Source organism: Orenia metallireducens (assembly GCF_003001995.1).
Taxonomy (GTDB): domain Bacteria; phylum Bacillota; class Halanaerobiia; order Halobacteroidales; family Halobacteroidaceae; genus Orenia; species Orenia metallireducens_B.
Map to the genome: position 1 here is coordinate 70,210 of NZ_PVNB01000010.1, position 17,970 is coordinate 88,179.

A 17,970-nucleotide genomic window follows, 5' to 3' on the forward strand; every position below is an offset into this window, starting at 1 on the left:
AAAGCAGGGGTAAAATGGGAATCACAAAAATAGCAAAAGAAAATTATGAAGAATTAGGATTAAATCTCGACAGATTAAAGATGTTAGATTCAGCTTTACAAAGCTATATTGATGATGGACAGCGACAGGCGATTGTATTTAAGGCAACCAGAAGAGGAAGAACAATTTTTGAAAAGACCTATGGAAGAAATACAAAGGAATATGGATTGAAGATGGATCTATTATATAGTGTGCAATCCGTTACAAAACCAGTTGTGGCAGCTTTGATTTTGTGCCTGCAAGAGGATGGACTGCTTGATATCACAGAACCTGTTGAGAAATATCTACCTGAATTTACTGGAGGAGGTAGAGAGGATATTTGCTTATGGCACCTGATGACACATACCAGTGGAATATTTGTTAGTGACCTTGAAGAATTTGAAAAGGAATATGTTGAGAAAGAATTGAATATGAAAGCACCAGGTGGAGATGATTTTGATTGGGAAGGATTCATTAATGAAGTGAAGGAGAAGATGAATATATCAGCAGATGCAACAGGAAGGATGGCAGATCCTGAATATCTTATCTCATTAAAAATGCCAATTAAAAGAAAACCTCATGTGGAAATGGATTACTTAGGTTATGGTTTTACCCTACTAAAAGAGGTTATAGAAGAGGTTTCTGACAAGACAATTGATGAATATGCACAAGAAAGAATGTTTAAATCTTTGGGAATGAAGGATAGCTATTGGAAACTTCCTAAAAAGATGTGGGATAGAGTTATTGGAAGAGAGGAAGATGCTGTAAATGGTAAGTGGTTTAATAGTGAACATAACTATACCAGTGAAAACGGTGCTTGGGGACTTAAAACTACAGTAGATGATATAACTAAGTTCATGCTGATGATTCTAAATGATGGAAAGTATAATGGTAAACGAGTTATGTCAAAAGCCACAGTAGCTCAGTTCTTTGTAAATCATAATCAAGGTGTAATCTCAGAAGGTAGTGAGGAATATGCAAGCTGGACTTATGGCTGGAACTTACATGGTAACAAGAAGGATGCACAGGGAACAATGCGTTCACATCTTTCTATAGATCATACAGGCTTTGGTGGTACCTGGATTCTTGTAGACCCAGTCCATGAACTGACAATAGCATGTTTTGGAGTGGAAAAAGTATACTTTACAAAACCAGAGTTTTTAAATATCAATGGGCGTGTAGGAAACTTACTTATTTCAGCACTAGAGGATTAATCTATTTGATTTTATTAATTAGAGTCAGATTATCTAAATTTAGCTGCAGGTAATTATAATTACCTGCGGCTTTTGCGTATTATAAATAGTTGAATATATTTTGGAGGTGAATAATTAAGTGAAAAATAGTACAAATAAAATGAAGAGGCAAAGAGTAATTAAAGTTGTTTCATATAATCCTAACTGGAAAAAAGACTATGAGTTTGAAGCAGAAAAAATTAAAGATATCTTCAAAGAAATCATTATTGATATACATCATATTGGTAGTACTGCTATACAAGAAATTAAAGCAAAACCAATAATTGATATTCTTGTAGAAGTAGAAGATATAAATAAAAATGAATTTCATAGAAAGCATGGAGAAGTTCCAAAAGAAGTTGATATTGAAGGTGAATATCTCTATGATGCTATTAATCATTTGATGATAGACAGTGTGCTTAGAGAAGCAGGAACCCAAGAGTTCTTTTCTGAAAGCAATATTACACCACTAACTATTGTCTATGAAGATTTTATTGACAATTATGAAGAAACAGTGATAAGAATATTAAAATTTTTGGAGATAGCAAATATTAATCAAGTAAAGATTGCTCCACCTTATTTTGAGAAATTGGCAGATGACTTATCAGAGAAATGGGTACAGAGATTTCGTAAAGAAAGACAAAGGAAGTGGGAGAATATTGGTTGGTAAGTATGATGATTATATATTAATATTTGTTGTTTAGTAGGAGGAGATTGACATTAAAATAATTAATTTAAAGTCTAATCATTTAGAATACATAGATAATATTAAAGAAATGCTTATTGATGCTTTTGGAGAAAACAGTAATGGAAAGTGGCTAAAAGATATAAAAGAATCATTTGCTGAAGATAGGATAAGTATAGCAGCTATCAATGATTCTGATAATGCGATAGGTTGGATAGGTGGAATTAAAAAGTATAGTGGTAATGTATGGGAGTTACATCCTTTAGTAGTGAATAAGTATGGTAGAAAGCAGGGTATAGGCACTTTATTAGTAACTGAATTTGAAGATCAAGTTAAAGCAAAAGGTGGAATTACAATTTGCTTAGGTAGCGATGATGAAAATAACAGTACATCATTATCTAATGTTAATCTTTATGATGATTTGTTTAACAAATTAGAAACTATTGAAAATAAAAACTCACATCCCTATGAATTTTATCAGAACTTAGGTTATAAAATTGTAGGTGTTTTACCAGATGCAAATGGAATTGGTAAGCCAGATATATTTTTAGCAAAAGGAGTCAAATAATATCTTGGATTAAACACAAAGAAAGGAAGTCAATATAGATGGAAAAGAATCTAAAAGAAAAATTTGAAGAATTGATTTTAGATAAAAATAAGAATTTTAAAGGGTGGGATTTTAGTTATTTAGAGAAGAGTGGTCGAGTAAGGGAGTTTCCACTTAGCTGGAACTATTATAATGAGATAATGGACTATTGTAAACAGGCTAGTTCACTGTTAGATATGGGAACAGGTGGAGGAGAATTCTTATCTAGCTTATCCTTCTTGCCAGAGGATACGTCTGCTACAGAAGGATACAAACTTAATATTAAAATAGCCAAAGAAAGCTTAGAGCCTTTGGGAATTAAAGTTTACCCAGTAGAAGATGACTACAATCTACCAGTTGAATCAGAAAGTTTTGATTTAATCATTAATCGTCAGTCATTCTATGTAGTTGCTGAGGTTAATCGAATTTTAAAAGAAAAAGGTTATTTTATTACTCAACAGGTGGGGGCCTTAAATCACCTAGAGTTAAATTTATTATTAGGAGCAGAGAATTATGAATTTGAAGCTTGGGATTTAAAGCAAGCAAGTAAACAGCTACTTAATGGTGGGTTTAAACTAATCAAGATGAAGGAAGATGAGGTTAAGACTAGATTTTATGATATTGGAGCAATTATTTATCATTTAAAGGCAATTTCTTGGCAAATACCAGACTTTAGTGTTGATAAATATTATGAACAACTATATTCAATCCATCAGCTTATTGAAAAGCAAGGATATATTGATATTAGTTGCCATCGCTTTTTGATAATTGCTCAAAAGAAGTAATGAGCATATATTATTATTTAATTGAGGAGGTTTTTCAAAATGAACAATCCTATAATTAGAGTCAAGATGGGAAAATCCAATTCTTATTTAATTCAAGGAGAAGAAGGGTTGATTTTAGTAGATGCAGGAATACCAAATAAAGTTACTAATCTGGTTAAAGTTCTAAAAAAGATTAATAAAGATATTTTAGATATCAACTTAATTATAGCTACCCATGTTCATTATGATCATGTAGGAAGTCTTAGTAAGATAAAAGATAAATCTGGGGCTTTGGTTTTAGTACATAGTAAAGAAAAAGATTTATTAGCTGCTGGGAGTAGTGGATTTCCAAAGGGGACTATCTTCTTTTCTAAGATTATTTCTAGGCTGGCAAATAAATTTTTAAAGGAAAGTTTTGAAGCAGTAACTCCTGATATCATTGTTGAGAAGGAGTTTGATTTAAGTGAGTTTGGAGTTAAGGGAAAGGTTATTCATACTCCTGGACACACTATAGGTTCAATCTCTGTAATCATTAACGAAAAGCATTGTATTTGTGGTGATACTCTCTTTAACTTTTTACCACAATCTATTTATCCTCCCTTTGCTAATAATGAAGAACTATTAATTGAAAGTTGGAAGAAAATCAGTAACTATAGATGTGAGAGATATTATCCAGGACATGGTGGAGAATTTGATCAGATTAAATTTGAGAAGGGTCTTCATAGAGCTATCAATTAGAATATAGCTTGTTCTACTTAAAACAAATAATATTTGGTCATAGGAGTTGACTCTGTGGAGCTGAAAAAAAATATAAAATCAGCACAATGCTAATAAAATTAAGGGAGTAAAAAAGTATGGATTTATTAAGAATAGAAGACTTAAATAAAACACAAATTTTAGATATATTTAGTTTGACAGATAAGCTCAAAAAAAGTAATAGATCAAATATTTTAAGGGGAAAGGATTTTGTCTTGTTTTTTCCGGAGTCAAGTTTAAGAACAAGAATATCTTTTGAAAAAGGTATTAAGAATTTGGGTGGTAATTGTATTTTATTTCCACCTGAAACACTTGATAAAAAAGAAAGCTTATATGATGTTGGAAAATATATTGAAAATTGGGCTGAAGGGATAATTGTTAGACATCCTGATTTAAGTAAATTGGAACAATTATCAAAGGATACAGCAATACCTGTTATAAATGCGATGACAACAGAAAATCATCCTTGTGAAATTATTACAGATTTATATTCAATAAGTAAGCTGAAAAAAGACTATCAAGAGTTAGTATATACATTTGTTGGTGTTGCTAATAATATTTCAAGGTCATGGATGAACATTGCAAGAGTAATGGATCTTAAATTGAACCATGTATGTGTCAACGGTAATAGATTTACTCCTGATAATGATAATTATAGTTTTACTACTGATCTTGAAAATACACTGTATTGTAGTGACATAGTTCTTACTGATTCACTTCCAGATAAATATTCTAATCAAGAATATATTAAGAAATATCAAATAACTTTAAAAAGGATGGGGTTAGCTAATAAGAATGCATTATTAAATCCTTGTCCACCATTTTTTAGAGGTGAAGAAGTAAGTAAGGATGTAATAGCTTCAGATTATTTTGTTGGTCATTTATTTAAGAAGAACTTGATATATGTCCAGCAGGCTATAATAGCGTATTGTCTTGGATTGAGTATATAAGGGGCTAACATCAGCAATATGCAATTTGAAAGAATGAATGAGAGTATCGAGCTAGAGTACTATTCGCCTAACGAAGTACCCCTTTTTGAAAAGAGGGCTAAATTACTTTTAGAGAGATTGAATTTAATTTAGATTTGTTTAGGTTAATAGAAAAATAATTTTAGAAGATATTCTATAAGTATTTTTGGCTACAGATATACAGAGATTAACATGAATTAGTCATTAATAGATTTGAAAATCGAGATAGGAGATGATCTTTTGAAAGAGATAGCCAAGAAAGCAGTGGAAGAATGGGGAGCAGAAGTCCAGACTAAAATGGCAATAGAGGAGATGGCAGAGTTAATAGTAGCTTTAAACCATTATGATCGGGGAAGGATTACTTTAGAAGAGGTAGCTAGTGAAATTGCTGATGTGAAAATAATGATGGAGCAATTAGAGTATATCATTGATAAGAAGGCTGAAAAAGAATTAGTAAGAGAGCAAGAAAAATATAAGAAAAGTAGATTGGCTAAGATGCTGGAATAAATAATTTTATCTTAAGAAAGAGAAAATTAACATTACTTTACATAAAAATTATAATAATCCTTGACATACATTTGCAAGAAATATATACTATTGATAGTATTAAATAAAAGAAATTCAAAGTATAATCGACAGGGGGCTATGAGTGATGATTTATCCAACTTTAGTAGTGAAGACTTTTGAGTCTAATCTTTTAGAAATTAATAAATCTCACGACCTACCTGGAGGCAGATACTAAATTGAATTGATCCTTTATATCTATCCTTTTAGATATATCTATACATTCAGTGCAACTATTTTTAAACCACAGGTTCTAGTGACTTGTGGTTTTTTGTCTTTAAATTAAGGAAGGGAGAGAAAGTTAATGATCGATATAGTCAATGTAAAAGAATTTTCTGGCGATTTAACTAAAGCAATCCAATATATTCATGGGGTCTGGGGAGATGATAGCAATTATAATTTTTATCAAGATGCTATTGAAAATTCATCGCTACCGGACAAAGCATTACCACAATTTTATCTGATGCTAAAAGAGGATAAAATTATTGGTTGTTCAGCTTTGATAACCAATGATTTTATTAGTCGCCATGATTTATATCCATGGATGGCCTGTTTATATGTCGATGAAGAGGAAAGAGGGCATAGCTATGCAAGATTATTGATAGAGTATGCTGAAGATCAGGCCAGGAAGGCGGGGTTTTCAAATATTTACCTCACAACTGACCATGCTGGTTACTACGAAAAATATGGCTGGCAAAGAATTGAAGATGGAATTGATCTATTTAGTGATCAAGTAACTAGAATATATACTAAAAAGTTATAAGGTATATAGATTTAATTAAAACTTCACAGTAAAAGATAAAATCAAGTTCAAAAGATAGAATTATATAATTCTTTAGAAGATAGGCAGATTGAGATTATACGGGGGGAGTTAGAAATGGAGAAATGGGATCTATTTGATGAAAATAGAAGACCTCTAAATAAGACTCATAATAGGCAAGACCAAATGATAACTGGTGAATATCATATCGCTGTAGAAGTCTGGACTGTTAATAGTAAGCATGAAATCTTGCTTACCTTACGCCATCCAGAGAAGAAACACTATCCTAATTTTTGGGAGAATACAGGTGGTTCTGTGCTAGCAGGAGAAAGAAGTAGAATGGGAGCAAAAAGAGAATTATTTGAAGAGACTGGAATCACTACTGATGAAGATGAGTTATTCCTACTAGGAACTAGAAGGGAAGAAACAGCCTTTTTTGATACTTATATAGTTAGAAAAGATATATTAATAGCTGATTTGACAATGCAGGAGGGAGAGACAGCTGCTGCCCAATGGGTGAGTATAGATAGATTAGATGAAATGATAAAGACTGGAGCTGTTGCAGCACCAGTTGCAGAGAGATTAGCACCTTTGAGGAAGAAATTCGAGGAATTTTTATTTACTAGATGTTAGAGTATATAAAAGCCAATCAACCAAAACTTACTAAAGAATATGAAGAGATTATATATAATGACAAAAGCAACTATATAGAAGAAATAAGAGATAGATGGGCAAAGGATTCTAGAGTTAGCTTTGTATTTGATTAAAAAATGTTGATTTATAGCAGAATCTTTTAGAATTAGAACTGGGAGAGTAGTAGAGTTTGAAGATTTTTTAGATTAATCAGCTCCCCATTGTGGTGGGTAAATAATGATTAGGAGGAGAAAAATTATGCCATATGCAGAGGTTTCAGTGAGTCAAAATCTTATTAATGAAGAGGAAAAATCTATTATTGCCGAAGGATTGACAAAGATTCTTCTAAAATATGAGGGTCTAGTTGATAATTCGATTTCAAGGTCAATTGCATTGTTAGAGATCAAGGAGTTTGATGGTTTATATGTTGGTGGAGAGAAAGATAAGCATGATAAAGCTGTGATAAAGGTTTATATCTTTGCAGATGCAATCAATGAAGAGATTAAGAAGAAGCTATTTTCAGAGATTACCAAGCTGTTCATTTCAGTTAGTGATAAAGTCAAAGCACAGAATGGGAGAAATGTATGGTGTATCACAATCCCATTACATGAATTTGATTTTGCTGCTGGAGGAATTCCTGTTAGTTTGGAGATGACAAGGAAACTTGTTTTGTCTTAATTAGCTAATCAATTGTAAAGGAGTTTTGACAATGAATTTTGGGAATAATCACTTTGAATTTATCTCACTGGATTCCAAATGGTATGAGCAAGTGGTAAATTTGCGATATGAAAACTTTTTTAAAGACTTAAGTTTACCTAGAGAGATTGTAGCTGACTCTAATGAAGAAGAGAGCAGTCATTTAGTCTGTATTAATTCAGAAAGAGTACTCGGTTATGGTAGATTGACAATAGATCAGAATATAAGTCAAATATCTCAAGTGGTTGTTGATCTTGAGGTAAGGGGTCAAGGAATAGGGGAGGAAATTATAAGGAGGCTTATTGAGAGAGTAATCGAGAATAATAGTGATAAGATTTATTTAAATGCTAGGTTGGATGCCATTGATTTTTATACAAAGTTTGATTTTAAAGCAGTAGGAGAGGTCTTTGCATCAGATAAAACAGGAATATTACATCAAAGAATGGAAAGGCTATCTTAATTAGGATTGTTAAAAACAAAGGGAAGGAGAGATAGCAGTGAGCTTTACAACAAAAGATTATCCAATATCTATTCAAGAGGTCTTTCGGGCCAAGGAGAGTGTATATAGGTTTTTAAAGCCGACAAAGTTAAATTATTATCAGAACTTATCTAAGCTGATTGGAGCAGAGATATACATAAAGCATGAAAATCATAACCCAGGTGGGAGTTTCAAGATAAGAGGTGGCATAAATGTGATGCACCATTTAAAGAAAGGAGGAGTCAATGGGGTAATCACCTTCTCTACAGGAAATCATGGTATTTCTGTAGCAACTGCTGCTAAATGGTTTGGGATGGATGCTGTAGTTGTAGTACCTAAGGGAAATAACTCAGCTAAGAATCAGGCTATTATTGATACTGGTGCCAAGCTAGTAGAAGAGGGTAATAACTTTGAAGAGGCTGCAGAGGTTGTTGAAAGCTTAAGTAAAGAAAGAGGTTTGTATTATATTCATGCTGCAAATGAGCCCCATTTAATTAATGGTGTAGGTACAGAATTTTTAGAAATCATAGCTGATTTACCAGATGTAGATGCAGTGATATTACCTATTGGAGCAGGCAGTGAGCTTGCAGCAGCGATAACTGTTTTAAAGAAGATTAATCCTAAGATTGAAATCATTGCTGTTCAAGCAGAGGCTTCCCAAGCTGCTTATCTTTCATGGAGAGAGAAGATGATTCAAAGTAGTGAAAATAAGACCTTTGCAGGTGGTTTTGCCACAGGCTCAGCCTATGAATTACCATTTTCAATTTATAAAGATCAGCTTGATGATTTTGTGACATTAAATGAAGATGAGATTAAAAAAGGGATTACTCTTGCTTTAAAGCATACTCATAATCTCGCTGAAGGAGCAGGTAGTGCACCAATTATGGCAGCCCTTAAGCTAAAGGATAAATTAAAGGATAAAAAGGTAGTTCTGCAAATGAGTGGGGCTAATATAGATGAAAAGATTTTAAAGGAAGTTATTCAATCAATTTAGTTCATTCTACTAGATGGGGTATATTCTTTAAAAGGATGAGAATAGATGACTAACTTATACTCTAGTTGCTCTTGCAGTGGGGAGGGATAGCAATGAATCAGATAGCAACACTTGGTGCAATGGGAACCTTTAGTGAGATTGCTACCAAGAAATACATTGAAGTAAGCAATAAAAAATTAGAAATATCCTATTATCCAACAATAAGACAGGTCTTTAAGGCTATTGGTCAGGAATGTAATCTAGGAATTGTACCTATTGAAAATACCCTTGATGGTTTTGTACAAAGAACTCTTGATTTACTCTTAGAGTCAGATTTTTATATTGTCAATGAAATAATCATACCAATTCAATTTTCCTTTGTAGCTAATAGTCAGAATATATCAGATATAGAAAAAATATATGTTCAATTTAAGACTCGCGGTCAATGTTATAATTTTTTGGATGAATTTAACCAGATCAAGCTTATAACTACTGAAAGTAATAGTGAGTCATTTTCTCAGGTAAAAAAAGGTCATATAGCTGAGGGTGCAATCATTCCTAGACATCTGCTTGATACTAAAAAAGATTTTTCTCTCTGTATTGACAATGTAGCTGATTCAGAGCATAATCAGACTAGATTTATTGTACTTGCTAAGCCTAAGGTTGCTTATAAGATAGATAAAACCTATAAAACTTCAATAATTATTTTGGAAGGAGTAGCAGATCAAGCAGGTGTTCTGTCTAAAATTTTAAATGAGTTTTCAAGCAGAGATATTAATTTAAAATCAATCATCTCCCGCCCAACTAAACAAGAACTTGGTAAGTATTATTTTTTCATTGATATTGAAGGGCACAAATATGAAGAAGAGATAAGAGAAGCACTCGATAAAATTAGAAAGAATAATCTAGTTAAGATTTTGGGTTCTTATTCATTGCTTGGAGATTAGCTTTTTAAAATAATTCTTATTTTTGGCTTACTTCTAATTAAGAAGGATCAGGAGGTTACATTATGGGACAGATTAAGATATATGGTTTAGAGAGTTATTTAAATCCAATTAAAAAGAAGATGTCAGATATAATTCATTCTTGTGTAATTGAAGCCTTTGACTATCCTGTAGACAAAAGATTTCATAGATTCTTTCCAATGAAAGAAGATAACTTTTATTTTCCTGCAGGTAGAAGTAAAAACTATACAATAATCGAAATAAGCATTTTTGCAGGAAGAAGAGAAGCGACTAAGAAGAAGTTGATAAACTTATTATTTAAGAGGATAACAAAAGAGTTGCAGATAGATTCTAAAGATATTGAGATAACTATCTTTGAAACTCCTCCATCTAATTGGGGAATTAGAGGAGTGACAGGTGATGAGTTAATTTTAAATTATAAGGTAGAGCTTTAAAAGATATATTTAAATTCAAATAGAAGAGAAGCAGACTACGAGATAATATTTTAAAGTAAAGGCTCTACGATTATTATTAAGTCAAGTTGAAATCAATAGGGGTGGACAAATAGATGGGGCTTATTCCAATACTATTACTATTAATTGATTTATTATTTATTGTTACAGGTATAATTTACTTTGAAGTCAATATGGCAATAATTTTTTTCGTAATTATTCTAATTATTAATCTAATCTATATGGCGGTTATTAAGAAATTGAGTCTAAGCTATCAAATATTTAAGAGGTGGTTTAAAGGAGTATTATTAGCAGATGAAGAGTGGAAGGAATTAATGCTAACTAGTAGACAGTTATTAGTTGTAAACTATAGTTTGCTGTTTCTGGTTATGATTGTTTATTTTCTTGTTAGTACTTTAGGGCTGATAGTAGATCTTCCAGTAAATTACTATACTATAGTTAACTTAATGCAAACGATTATATTATATAATGGTATCTTCTTAGCACCAAGCTATCTATTACTTGCTCGGAAGCTGAAAGCTAGATTTTAATAGGTAGATACTTATTTATCAATAGCGTTGTCATAATAAGAGGCTAATTATAAGAGCTAATGCTTAAGGAGGGCGTTAATGAATAATAAAGAGAGAGAATTGTTAAAGGTAAATCATAGTTTATTACTGGTTAATTTTATCCATAGCCAAAATATAGATATAGTTATTATCTCGCTGCTTGCATTAATTATAATCGGCTTTTTTACTTATGGAATGTTTTTATTACTTGCCAAGAATTACATTTATTCAGTTATACAAATTATTCTTTCTGGATTAGCATTTTTATTATTAAGACAGATTATCAAATCTAAGCAGTTACTTTATCAAAAGGTATTTAAAGTTAAAGATAAATTTAAAAGAGATTTTCCAGAGTTAGTTGATCAAGATATCGTTAAATTACATAATAAAATAAGATAATAAAGGTAAAAAATCTCTAAGAAGGAGAGAATAATTTAATGAAGAAGGTTATTTTAATTGTATTGATGCTAATATCTATTTTTAGTTATGGTTGTGAAGCTACTTATAATTTAGAACTAAAAGATATAAATATAAACTTTGCTAAATATTTTGAAGCTTACAAAGGATGCTTTATTCTCTATGACTTAGATAAAGATTTTTATCTAAAATATAATCAAATTCAGTAATACTAGATAGAAAATAAAAAATTAAGGAGATGAAAAATGGAAATAAGACAAGGAGCTTATTTAATTACAGATAATAAGGATAGAATTGATATCGATTTTGTTATAAGCTCTTTACAGACAACTTATTGGGCAACTAATAGGCAGCGAGAAATTATCATCGATTCAATAGATAATTCTGTATTTATATCACTATTTAAAGGAACAGAACAGATAGGCTTTAGTAGAATAGTAACTGATAAGGTTACCTTTGCTTGGATTGCTGATGTATTTATTGATGAGAGATATAGAGAAACTGGTTTGGGAAAATGGTTGGTTCAAAGTACAACAGACCATCCAAGTATAAAGAATGTACTCTTGCAGCTTTTAAAGACTAGAGATGCTCATGGTTTATATGAGCAGTTTGGCTTTAGAAAGGACGAATGCTTGACCAAGCGGAATAAATAATAAGAGATTATAGCTGAGTATAAATGAAGTTTAAGATGACTTATGTTGGATTTGCTATTTTAAGAAGATACTTTGATTTAGAAATATTACAAGGAGTGATGAAATGGAACTAGATAAGGTGACTGAAATCTTCTTCTCACCTACCAATACAACCAAGGAGGTAATCACAGCAATAGCTAAGGGGATTGGAGTTACTAATACAGAGGCGATAGATTTAACTAAGCCTGCTATTCGTGATAAATTTAACCTCCATATTGAGAGTAGTAAGGAGATTCTAATACTTGGTGTTCCAGTCTATGAAGAACGAATTCCAGAAATACTTGAAAGAACTTTAACTAAGCTCAAAGGGGAAGGGCAAGCAATAATTTTAGTTGCCCTTTATGGAAATATCGGTGAGGGAATAGCACTTAAACAGCTAAAATCGTTGGCGGAGCAAGGAGGATTTAAGGTTGTTGGAGCAGCTTCATTTATTGGAGAGCATTCCTTTTCCACTTCTAAATTGGAGATAGCCCAAGGTCGTCCTGACAGAGCTGACTTAAAACAGGCAGAGGAATTTGGGAAGAGAATAGCTAAAAAACTAAAAAATACAGCTGATATACATAAATTACCGGAGTTAAAGATTGAAGGGAAATTACCCTTAATGGCAAAAATTTTACCAAGAAATAGTGCTAGATTCTTTGCTGAAAAGCCTCAAGTTGAAAAAGAAAATTGTAATAGTTGTGGCATATGTGTTAGCAGATGCCCAGTAGGAGCAATTGCTAAGGATGATTTGGAGATAAATGATATGATTTGTTTACGTTGTTTTGCCTGTGTCAGGGTATGTTCTCAAGAAGCAAGAAAGATTAAATTCAAAAAAGGATGGATTATAAAATTTATTTTGAAAATGAAGAGTAGAAAGAGAAAGGAACCTAGGACTTATCTATAAAAAAGTTAAAAATAGAAAATGAGGTGAGAATAATGGAGTTGAAAGAATTGATTGAACAACGGGTACATGATTATTATTGGGAGGAAGACTTAAATTGTGCTACTACAATGTTAAAGACACTTGGAGAGATATACAAAGTAAAGTTAGATGATCAAGTGCTAGATGCTGCCATTGCCATGCATGGTGCAGGAAAATTTGGAGCACAATGTGGGCTAGTAGAAGGAACCTTGATGTTTTATGGTGTCTTAGGTAGAAAGAGAGAAATTTCCAATGGAGAGATTGTTAAATCTTGCTATGATTTTGCAGATCAATTTCAAGAGGAGTTTGGTAGTCTACTCTGTAGAGAGTTACGTCCAGAAGGCTTTGCAGATGACAATCCACCACATTTATGTGAAGATTTAACTAAAAGAGCAGTAGAATTTAGTGCAAAAATTATAATTGATAACAGTAGCTTCAATGATATTGAGTAGATATTTAAGATGTTAAGTTTAGAGTTGAAGAATCTTATATAATCCACTTTATTTACTAAACCACAGTTTGAGAAAAAATATTCAAATTTCTCAATTGTGGTTTTTATTTTTGTATTAAATTTATTTTATTTGACATAGAGCCGTAAAAAATTAAATTTAAACTGCTGTGAAGCTGCTATATTAACTATTGATTTTAATAAACTCTCTAGGTGAGATTCCCAAGATATCTTTAAAAGATCTATAAAAACTAGAATAATCTCCAAAACCTAAACTAATGCTGACCTCGTTACAAGTAATTCCTTGCAAGAGCATCTCCTTTGATTTCATGATTTTCTTATATCTTATATATTGTAAGATTGTAAATCCTGTATTTTCTTTAAACAGGTGGCAAATGTAGTATTTATCCAGATGAAACTTATTTTGAAGTATTTTCAATGTTATTTTGCGATTTAAGTTGTTATTAATAAAATTGAGTATTCTAGTTATTTTAGGATCACAATCAACAGATTTAATATGAAGATTATCTGTTTGACTATATATTTTATTTAGTAAGACTAGAATTTGAATAAAGGTTGTTTCAATCATAACTTCAGCTTCAGGAGGTTTTCTTCTGATATAATCTATAATCTTATCAAAATAGTGATCGATCTTGTAAGCATAGATGTTATAGTGGTCAATTTTATTTAAATGACCAGGTTTTCTTTCTTCAAAGCATTGGAGTAAATTAAAATTATCGTTATTATATTTTGATATATATTCAGGATTAAAGTGGATAGTCATTCTTTCATAGGTGAGATCAGAATTAAATACAGGTTTATGAAGCTCTTGATTATTAATTATTAGGATATCATTATTCTTAATTTCATAGCTCTGTCCTTCTATGTAATAAGTAACATCACCAGAAATAAAGTAATATAATTCATAGCAGTCATGAACATGTAATTGAAATTTAGGAAGTGTCATAGATTTACTTTGAGCAATATTATACTTATTTTGGGATTCGTAGTGGAAATGGTTTTCCATAACTATATCACCTCTTGATAAATAATTAAGTCATATACTAATATTATACACCAAGATTTGCAATCTTTAAAGCAATAATAGCAAAGAAAATTGTAATAATTTATACTATAATTATAATGTAACAAGATAGAATGAACTAGTAAAAATATAAACTGATAAAGATTTCATATTAGAAATTTTAAAAGCAAAAGAGCAAACAAGAATAATTTTTAGCCACAAATCACACGAATAAGTTCAAAACTTATTCATTAAATTAATTAATTGTTTATTCTTTGATTAGTGTTCTATATAATTAGGAGGAGAAAAAATGAGGAATTTTAAATTACAAATTTACGAAAATAAATTAGAAGATAAAAAAGATTTACAGGATATGCTAATACAGCTTTTAAAACCATTAAAGGATAGTTTTTGTATGGGAAATACTAGATTGCATTTAGGAAATACCTCTGCCCATTATACTGATAGTGTAGCTGGTTTAGAAGGTTTTTCTAGATTGCTGTGGGGCTTGGCTCCCTTTCAAGCAGGTGGTGGTGATGATGATGAAATATGGAGCAAGATGATAAAGGGAATAGAGAATGGTAGCGATCCAGAAAGTGAATATTATTGGGGAAATGCCTTTAAATTTGATCAGAGGTTGGTAGAGATGGCTGCCTTTGGATATGCAATGGTATTAGCTCCAGAAAAATTTTGGGATCCATTATCAAAGGAAGCAAAAGATAATTTATATCAGTGGTTAGATCAAGTCAATCATGTTGAATTGATACCTTGCAATTGGCAGTTTTTTAGAGTGTTAGTTAATATAGCTTTTAAACATTTAGGATTAACTTATAATCAAGAGAAATTAGAAGAAAGTTTAGATATGCTTGATAGCTATTATGTTGAGGAAGGTTGGTATAGAGATGGTGGCGATGATGCCAATATAGATTATTACTTACCCTTTGCTATGCATTATTATGGGCTGTTTTTTGCTAAGTATATGTCTGATGTATATCCTAAAAGATCTAAAAGATATAATCAGAGAGCTGCAACTTTTGCAAAAGAGTATATCTATTGGTCTTCAAAAAATGGAGCAAGTATTCCTTTTGGAAGGAGCCAAACTTATAGATTTGCTCAGGGATCATTTTGGAGTATGCTAGTTTATACAGATGTGGAACTGCCCTTTGAACTAGGTGTTATCAAAGGAATAATTTTAAGGCATTTAAGATGGTGGATGAAGCAACCTATTTTTAACGAAAATGGTATTTTGACAATAGGTTATGCTTATCCAAATCTAAATATGGCAGAACTTTATAATTCTCCTACTTCACCTTACTGGGCTTTAAAAACGTTAACTATTTTAGCCCTTGAAGATGAGCATCCATTCTGGAGTGTAGCAGAGAAAGAACTTCCTAAGTTGGAAGAGAAGCATATCCAGTACATACCTAAAAGAGCAATCTGTAGAGGAGAAAATTCAGATCAGGTTTTAAAATATAATTCTGGAGCAAAGACACCGACAATCTTTATATATGAAAAATATCAAAAGCTAGTTTATTCTACACTATTTGGATTTAGTATTCCAAGAGCAAATAGTAGCTTAGAGCAAGGAGCATATGATAATTGTTTAGCACTATCTGAAGAAGGTCACTACTGGAGATCAAAGCGAGTAACACTTTCCCAAGAAATTAATGAAGACTTTCTTAAAACAGTCTGGAAACCATGGAATGATGTAGAGATTGAGAGTTGGGTTGTTTTTGGCTATCCATGGCATCTAAGAATTCATAAAATAAATACTAAAAGAAAGTTACAAGCTGCAGAAGGTGGCTTTGCAATTGCCAGAGAAAAACCCAATTGTAAGGTAGTAGAAGCTCAAGAGATAGAGCTTGATAATGGAATAGCTATCAAAACAGATTATGATTATTCTTTGATTAAGAGAATCAGTGGCTTTGAGGAATCAAGAGTAATCTATGCTGAACCAAATACCAATCTAATTGCTTCTAGAACAGCAATACCTACATTAATGAGTGAATTAGAAATAGGTGAAAATCTTTTAGTATCCTACATAGCAGGAGATGAATTAAAAGCTGAAAATTACGAAGAGGCATTAGTAGCTCCCAAAGTTGAGATTCTAGATGATAAGATTTTAGTCTATCCTAAAGATAGTACAGAGATTGTAATCAATATTTAAAGTTTAAAGATTGATGAATTAGGGGGGAATAAAATGTTAAAAGGATTATATATTCTTGGAAATGAAAGTTATGATATGATTTATGGTCAAGAGCAACGAAAAGAGATAAGTAATCTGGTGGATATTTATGCTCCACAGCAGACTTCAGAGTCAATTAGAGAGAATTTATCCTTACTGAATGATGTTGAAGTAATTTTTTCTGGTTGGGGAGGTCCTAAGATTGACCAAGAGTTTCTTGATGCAGCTCCAAATTTAAAGGTGGTATTTTATGGTGCAGGATCAATTAAAGGGATTGTTAGCGATGAATTTTGGGACCGGAATATTCTAATTACTAGTGCTTATGCTGCTAATGCTGTACCTGTAGCTGAATATACATTATCCCAAATTCTATTCTGTTTAAAGCGTGGCTGGGAATTGGCTCTAACTATCAAGGAGAAGAGAGATTATTATAAATATGGTTTTGGTAGTTATGTGGAAGAGGTATCTGGTAAGCTACCTGGTGCTTATAAGAGTAAGGTGGGGATTATTTCTTTAGGTATGATTGGTAGTTTAGTTTGTGAGTTACTTAAACCCTTTGATTTAGAAGTAATAGCCTATGACCCATTTGTTTCTAAGGAAAAAGCTGCTGAATTAGATGTCAAATTATGCTCCTTAGAAGAGATATTTAAAGAAGCTGATGTAGTTTCTTTACATACTCCTTGGTTGAAAGAGACTGAAGGTATGATTATTGGAGAGTTATTTAAATCTATGAAGAAGAATTCTACTTTTATTAATACGGCTCGAGGAGCAGTGGTTAATGAATCAGAAATGATTGAGGTACTAAAAGATCGTACTGATATTCAAGCAGTTTTAGATGTAACTCATCCAGAACCACCAGTTGAGGGGTCTCCCTTATATACAATGCCTAATGTAGTCTTGACTCCTCATCTTGCAGGCTCCTATCATAAAGAATGCCAAAGAATGGCTGCTTATATGATTGAAGAATTGAAAAGATATCTAGATGATAAACCTTTAAAGTGGCAAATTACTAAGGAAAAATTCCAAATGCTTGCTTAAAATATATCAATATAATGTTATATTTTAATTTTATTTTAGAGTCATTAATCTACGTATATTTAACAATAAAGTAAAATAAATAAAAAATATACATACCTTACTTTAAGTCGCTCCTATCTAGGAGATGAGTTGTGGGTGAGGTTAGTTTTATATTTGATTTTCCAATTATCTGTACAATAAATTA

24 protein-coding genes are annotated in these 17,970 nt (G+C 31.6%); 23 read left to right on the forward strand and 1 reads right to left on the reverse strand.

Annotated features, from left to right (window positions below; translation table 11 throughout):
- Positions 1-14 precede the first annotated feature (14 nt).
- The 21 genes from BX659_RS08670 to BX659_RS08765 all read left to right on the forward strand — a co-directional run bounded on the left by BX659_RS08670 (position 15) and on the right by BX659_RS08765 (position 13,543).
- On the forward strand, positions 15-1,232 hold the full coding sequence (locus BX659_RS08670; protein WP_097018927.1) for a serine hydrolase domain-containing protein: 1,218 nt from the start codon (positions 15-17) through the stop codon (positions 1,230-1,232).
- A 139-nt stretch (positions 1,233-1,371) separates the two neighbouring features.
- Positions 1,372-1,920: a Stf0 family sulfotransferase gene (locus tag BX659_RS08675; protein WP_181186431.1), complete on the forward strand. Its 549-nt coding sequence runs from the start codon at positions 1,372-1,374 to the stop codon at positions 1,918-1,920.
- A gap of 106 nt (positions 1,921-2,026) precedes the next feature.
- Entirely contained in the window at positions 2,027-2,503 is a 477-nt protein-coding gene (locus BX659_RS08680) for a GNAT family N-acetyltransferase (protein WP_216358827.1), read from the forward strand.
- Positions 2,504-2,541: 38 nt separating this feature from the next.
- A complete protein-coding gene (locus tag BX659_RS08685; protein WP_097018930.1) occupies positions 2,542-3,306 on the forward strand; it encodes a class I SAM-dependent methyltransferase in 765 nt (254 codons plus the stop codon).
- 39 nt (positions 3,307-3,345) lie between these two features.
- The gene (locus BX659_RS08690; protein ID WP_097018931.1) at positions 3,346-4,023 is read left to right on the forward strand and encodes an MBL fold metallo-hydrolase; all 678 of its coding nucleotides are present in this window, start codon (positions 3,346-3,348) and stop codon (positions 4,021-4,023) included.
- A 116-nt stretch (positions 4,024-4,139) separates the two neighbouring features.
- Complete coding sequence (locus BX659_RS08695; protein ID WP_097018932.1) at positions 4,140-4,991, forward strand: ornithine carbamoyltransferase; 852 nt, start codon at positions 4,140-4,142, stop codon at positions 4,989-4,991.
- 258 nt (positions 4,992-5,249) lie between these two features.
- On the forward strand, positions 5,250-5,516 hold the full coding sequence (locus tag BX659_RS08700) for an antitoxin (protein ID WP_097018933.1): 267 nt from the start codon (positions 5,250-5,252) through the stop codon (positions 5,514-5,516).
- A gap of 361 nt (positions 5,517-5,877) precedes the next feature.
- Positions 5,878-6,336 (forward strand): GNAT family N-acetyltransferase, encoded by a 459-nt coding sequence (locus BX659_RS08705; protein WP_097018934.1) that lies wholly within the window; start codon positions 5,878-5,880, stop codon positions 6,334-6,336.
- Positions 6,337-6,450: 114 nt separating this feature from the next.
- Positions 6,451-6,966, forward strand: coding sequence for an NUDIX hydrolase (locus tag BX659_RS08710; RefSeq protein ID WP_097018935.1), 516 nt, complete (start codon positions 6,451-6,453; stop codon positions 6,964-6,966).
- Positions 6,960-7,100, forward strand: coding sequence for a hypothetical protein (locus tag BX659_RS19005; RefSeq protein ID WP_172431963.1), 141 nt, complete (start codon positions 6,960-6,962; stop codon positions 7,098-7,100). Before BX659_RS08710 ends, BX659_RS19005 begins: the two co-directional genes overlap by 7 nt.
- 124 nt (positions 7,101-7,224) lie before the next feature.
- Entirely contained in the window at positions 7,225-7,644 is a 420-nt protein-coding gene (locus tag BX659_RS08715; protein ID WP_097018936.1) for a hypothetical protein, read from the forward strand.
- 31 nt (positions 7,645-7,675) lie between these two features.
- Positions 7,676-8,122, forward strand: coding sequence for a GNAT family N-acetyltransferase (locus BX659_RS08720; protein WP_097018937.1), 447 nt, complete (start codon positions 7,676-7,678; stop codon positions 8,120-8,122).
- Positions 8,123-8,159: 37 nt separating this feature from the next.
- On the forward strand, positions 8,160-9,134 hold the full coding sequence (locus BX659_RS08725) for a threonine ammonia-lyase (protein ID WP_106231803.1): 975 nt from the start codon (positions 8,160-8,162) through the stop codon (positions 9,132-9,134).
- A gap of 92 nt (positions 9,135-9,226) precedes the next feature.
- A complete protein-coding gene (locus BX659_RS08730; protein WP_106231804.1) occupies positions 9,227-10,060 on the forward strand; it encodes a prephenate dehydratase in 834 nt (277 codons plus the stop codon).
- A gap of 62 nt (positions 10,061-10,122) precedes the next feature.
- Positions 10,123-10,512: a tautomerase family protein gene (locus BX659_RS08735; protein ID WP_106231806.1), complete on the forward strand. Its 390-nt coding sequence runs from the start codon at positions 10,123-10,125 to the stop codon at positions 10,510-10,512.
- 113 nt (positions 10,513-10,625) lie between these two features.
- Positions 10,626-11,060, forward strand: coding sequence for a hypothetical protein (locus tag BX659_RS08740; RefSeq protein ID WP_106231807.1), 435 nt, complete (start codon positions 10,626-10,628; stop codon positions 11,058-11,060).
- Positions 11,061-11,138: 78 nt separating this feature from the next.
- Positions 11,139-11,477, forward strand: a complete 339-nt coding sequence (locus tag BX659_RS08745; protein WP_097018942.1) for a hypothetical protein — start codon at positions 11,139-11,141, stop codon at positions 11,475-11,477.
- 38 nt (positions 11,478-11,515) lie between these two features.
- Positions 11,516-11,704, forward strand: coding sequence for a hypothetical protein (locus BX659_RS08750; protein WP_106231809.1), 189 nt, complete (start codon positions 11,516-11,518; stop codon positions 11,702-11,704).
- Between the two features lie 36 nt (positions 11,705-11,740).
- Positions 11,741-12,148 carry a GNAT family N-acetyltransferase gene (locus BX659_RS08755; protein WP_106231810.1) on the forward strand — a complete coding sequence of 136 codons (408 nt, stop codon included), beginning with the start codon at positions 11,741-11,743 and terminating at the stop codon, positions 12,146-12,148.
- Positions 12,149-12,251: 103 nt separating this feature from the next.
- The gene (locus BX659_RS08760) at positions 12,252-13,073 is read left to right on the forward strand and encodes an EFR1 family ferrodoxin (protein ID WP_106231812.1); all 822 of its coding nucleotides are present in this window, start codon (positions 12,252-12,254) and stop codon (positions 13,071-13,073) included.
- 32 nt (positions 13,074-13,105) lie between these two features.
- Positions 13,106-13,543: a C-GCAxxG-C-C family protein gene (locus tag BX659_RS08765; RefSeq protein ID WP_106231814.1), complete on the forward strand. Its 438-nt coding sequence runs from the start codon at positions 13,106-13,108 to the stop codon at positions 13,541-13,543.
- Between the two features lie 180 nt (positions 13,544-13,723).
- Here BX659_RS08765 and BX659_RS08770 read toward each other — a convergent pair whose 3' ends face one another.
- A complete protein-coding gene (locus BX659_RS08770; protein ID WP_097018947.1) occupies positions 13,724-14,566 on the reverse strand; it encodes an AraC family transcriptional regulator in 843 nt (280 codons plus the stop codon).
- Between the two features lie 307 nt (positions 14,567-14,873).
- Here BX659_RS08770 and BX659_RS08775 point away from each other — a divergent pair, with 307 nt between their 5' ends.
- Both BX659_RS08775 and BX659_RS08780 read left to right on the forward strand, forming a co-directional pair.
- Positions 14,874-16,730: a DUF2264 domain-containing protein gene (locus tag BX659_RS08775; RefSeq protein ID WP_097018948.1), complete on the forward strand. Its 1,857-nt coding sequence runs from the start codon at positions 14,874-14,876 to the stop codon at positions 16,728-16,730.
- A 33-nt stretch (positions 16,731-16,763) separates the two neighbouring features.
- Positions 16,764-17,786, forward strand: coding sequence for a hydroxyacid dehydrogenase (locus tag BX659_RS08780; protein WP_097018949.1), 1,023 nt, complete (start codon positions 16,764-16,766; stop codon positions 17,784-17,786).
- The last annotated feature ends 184 nt before the right edge of the window (positions 17,787-17,970 follow it).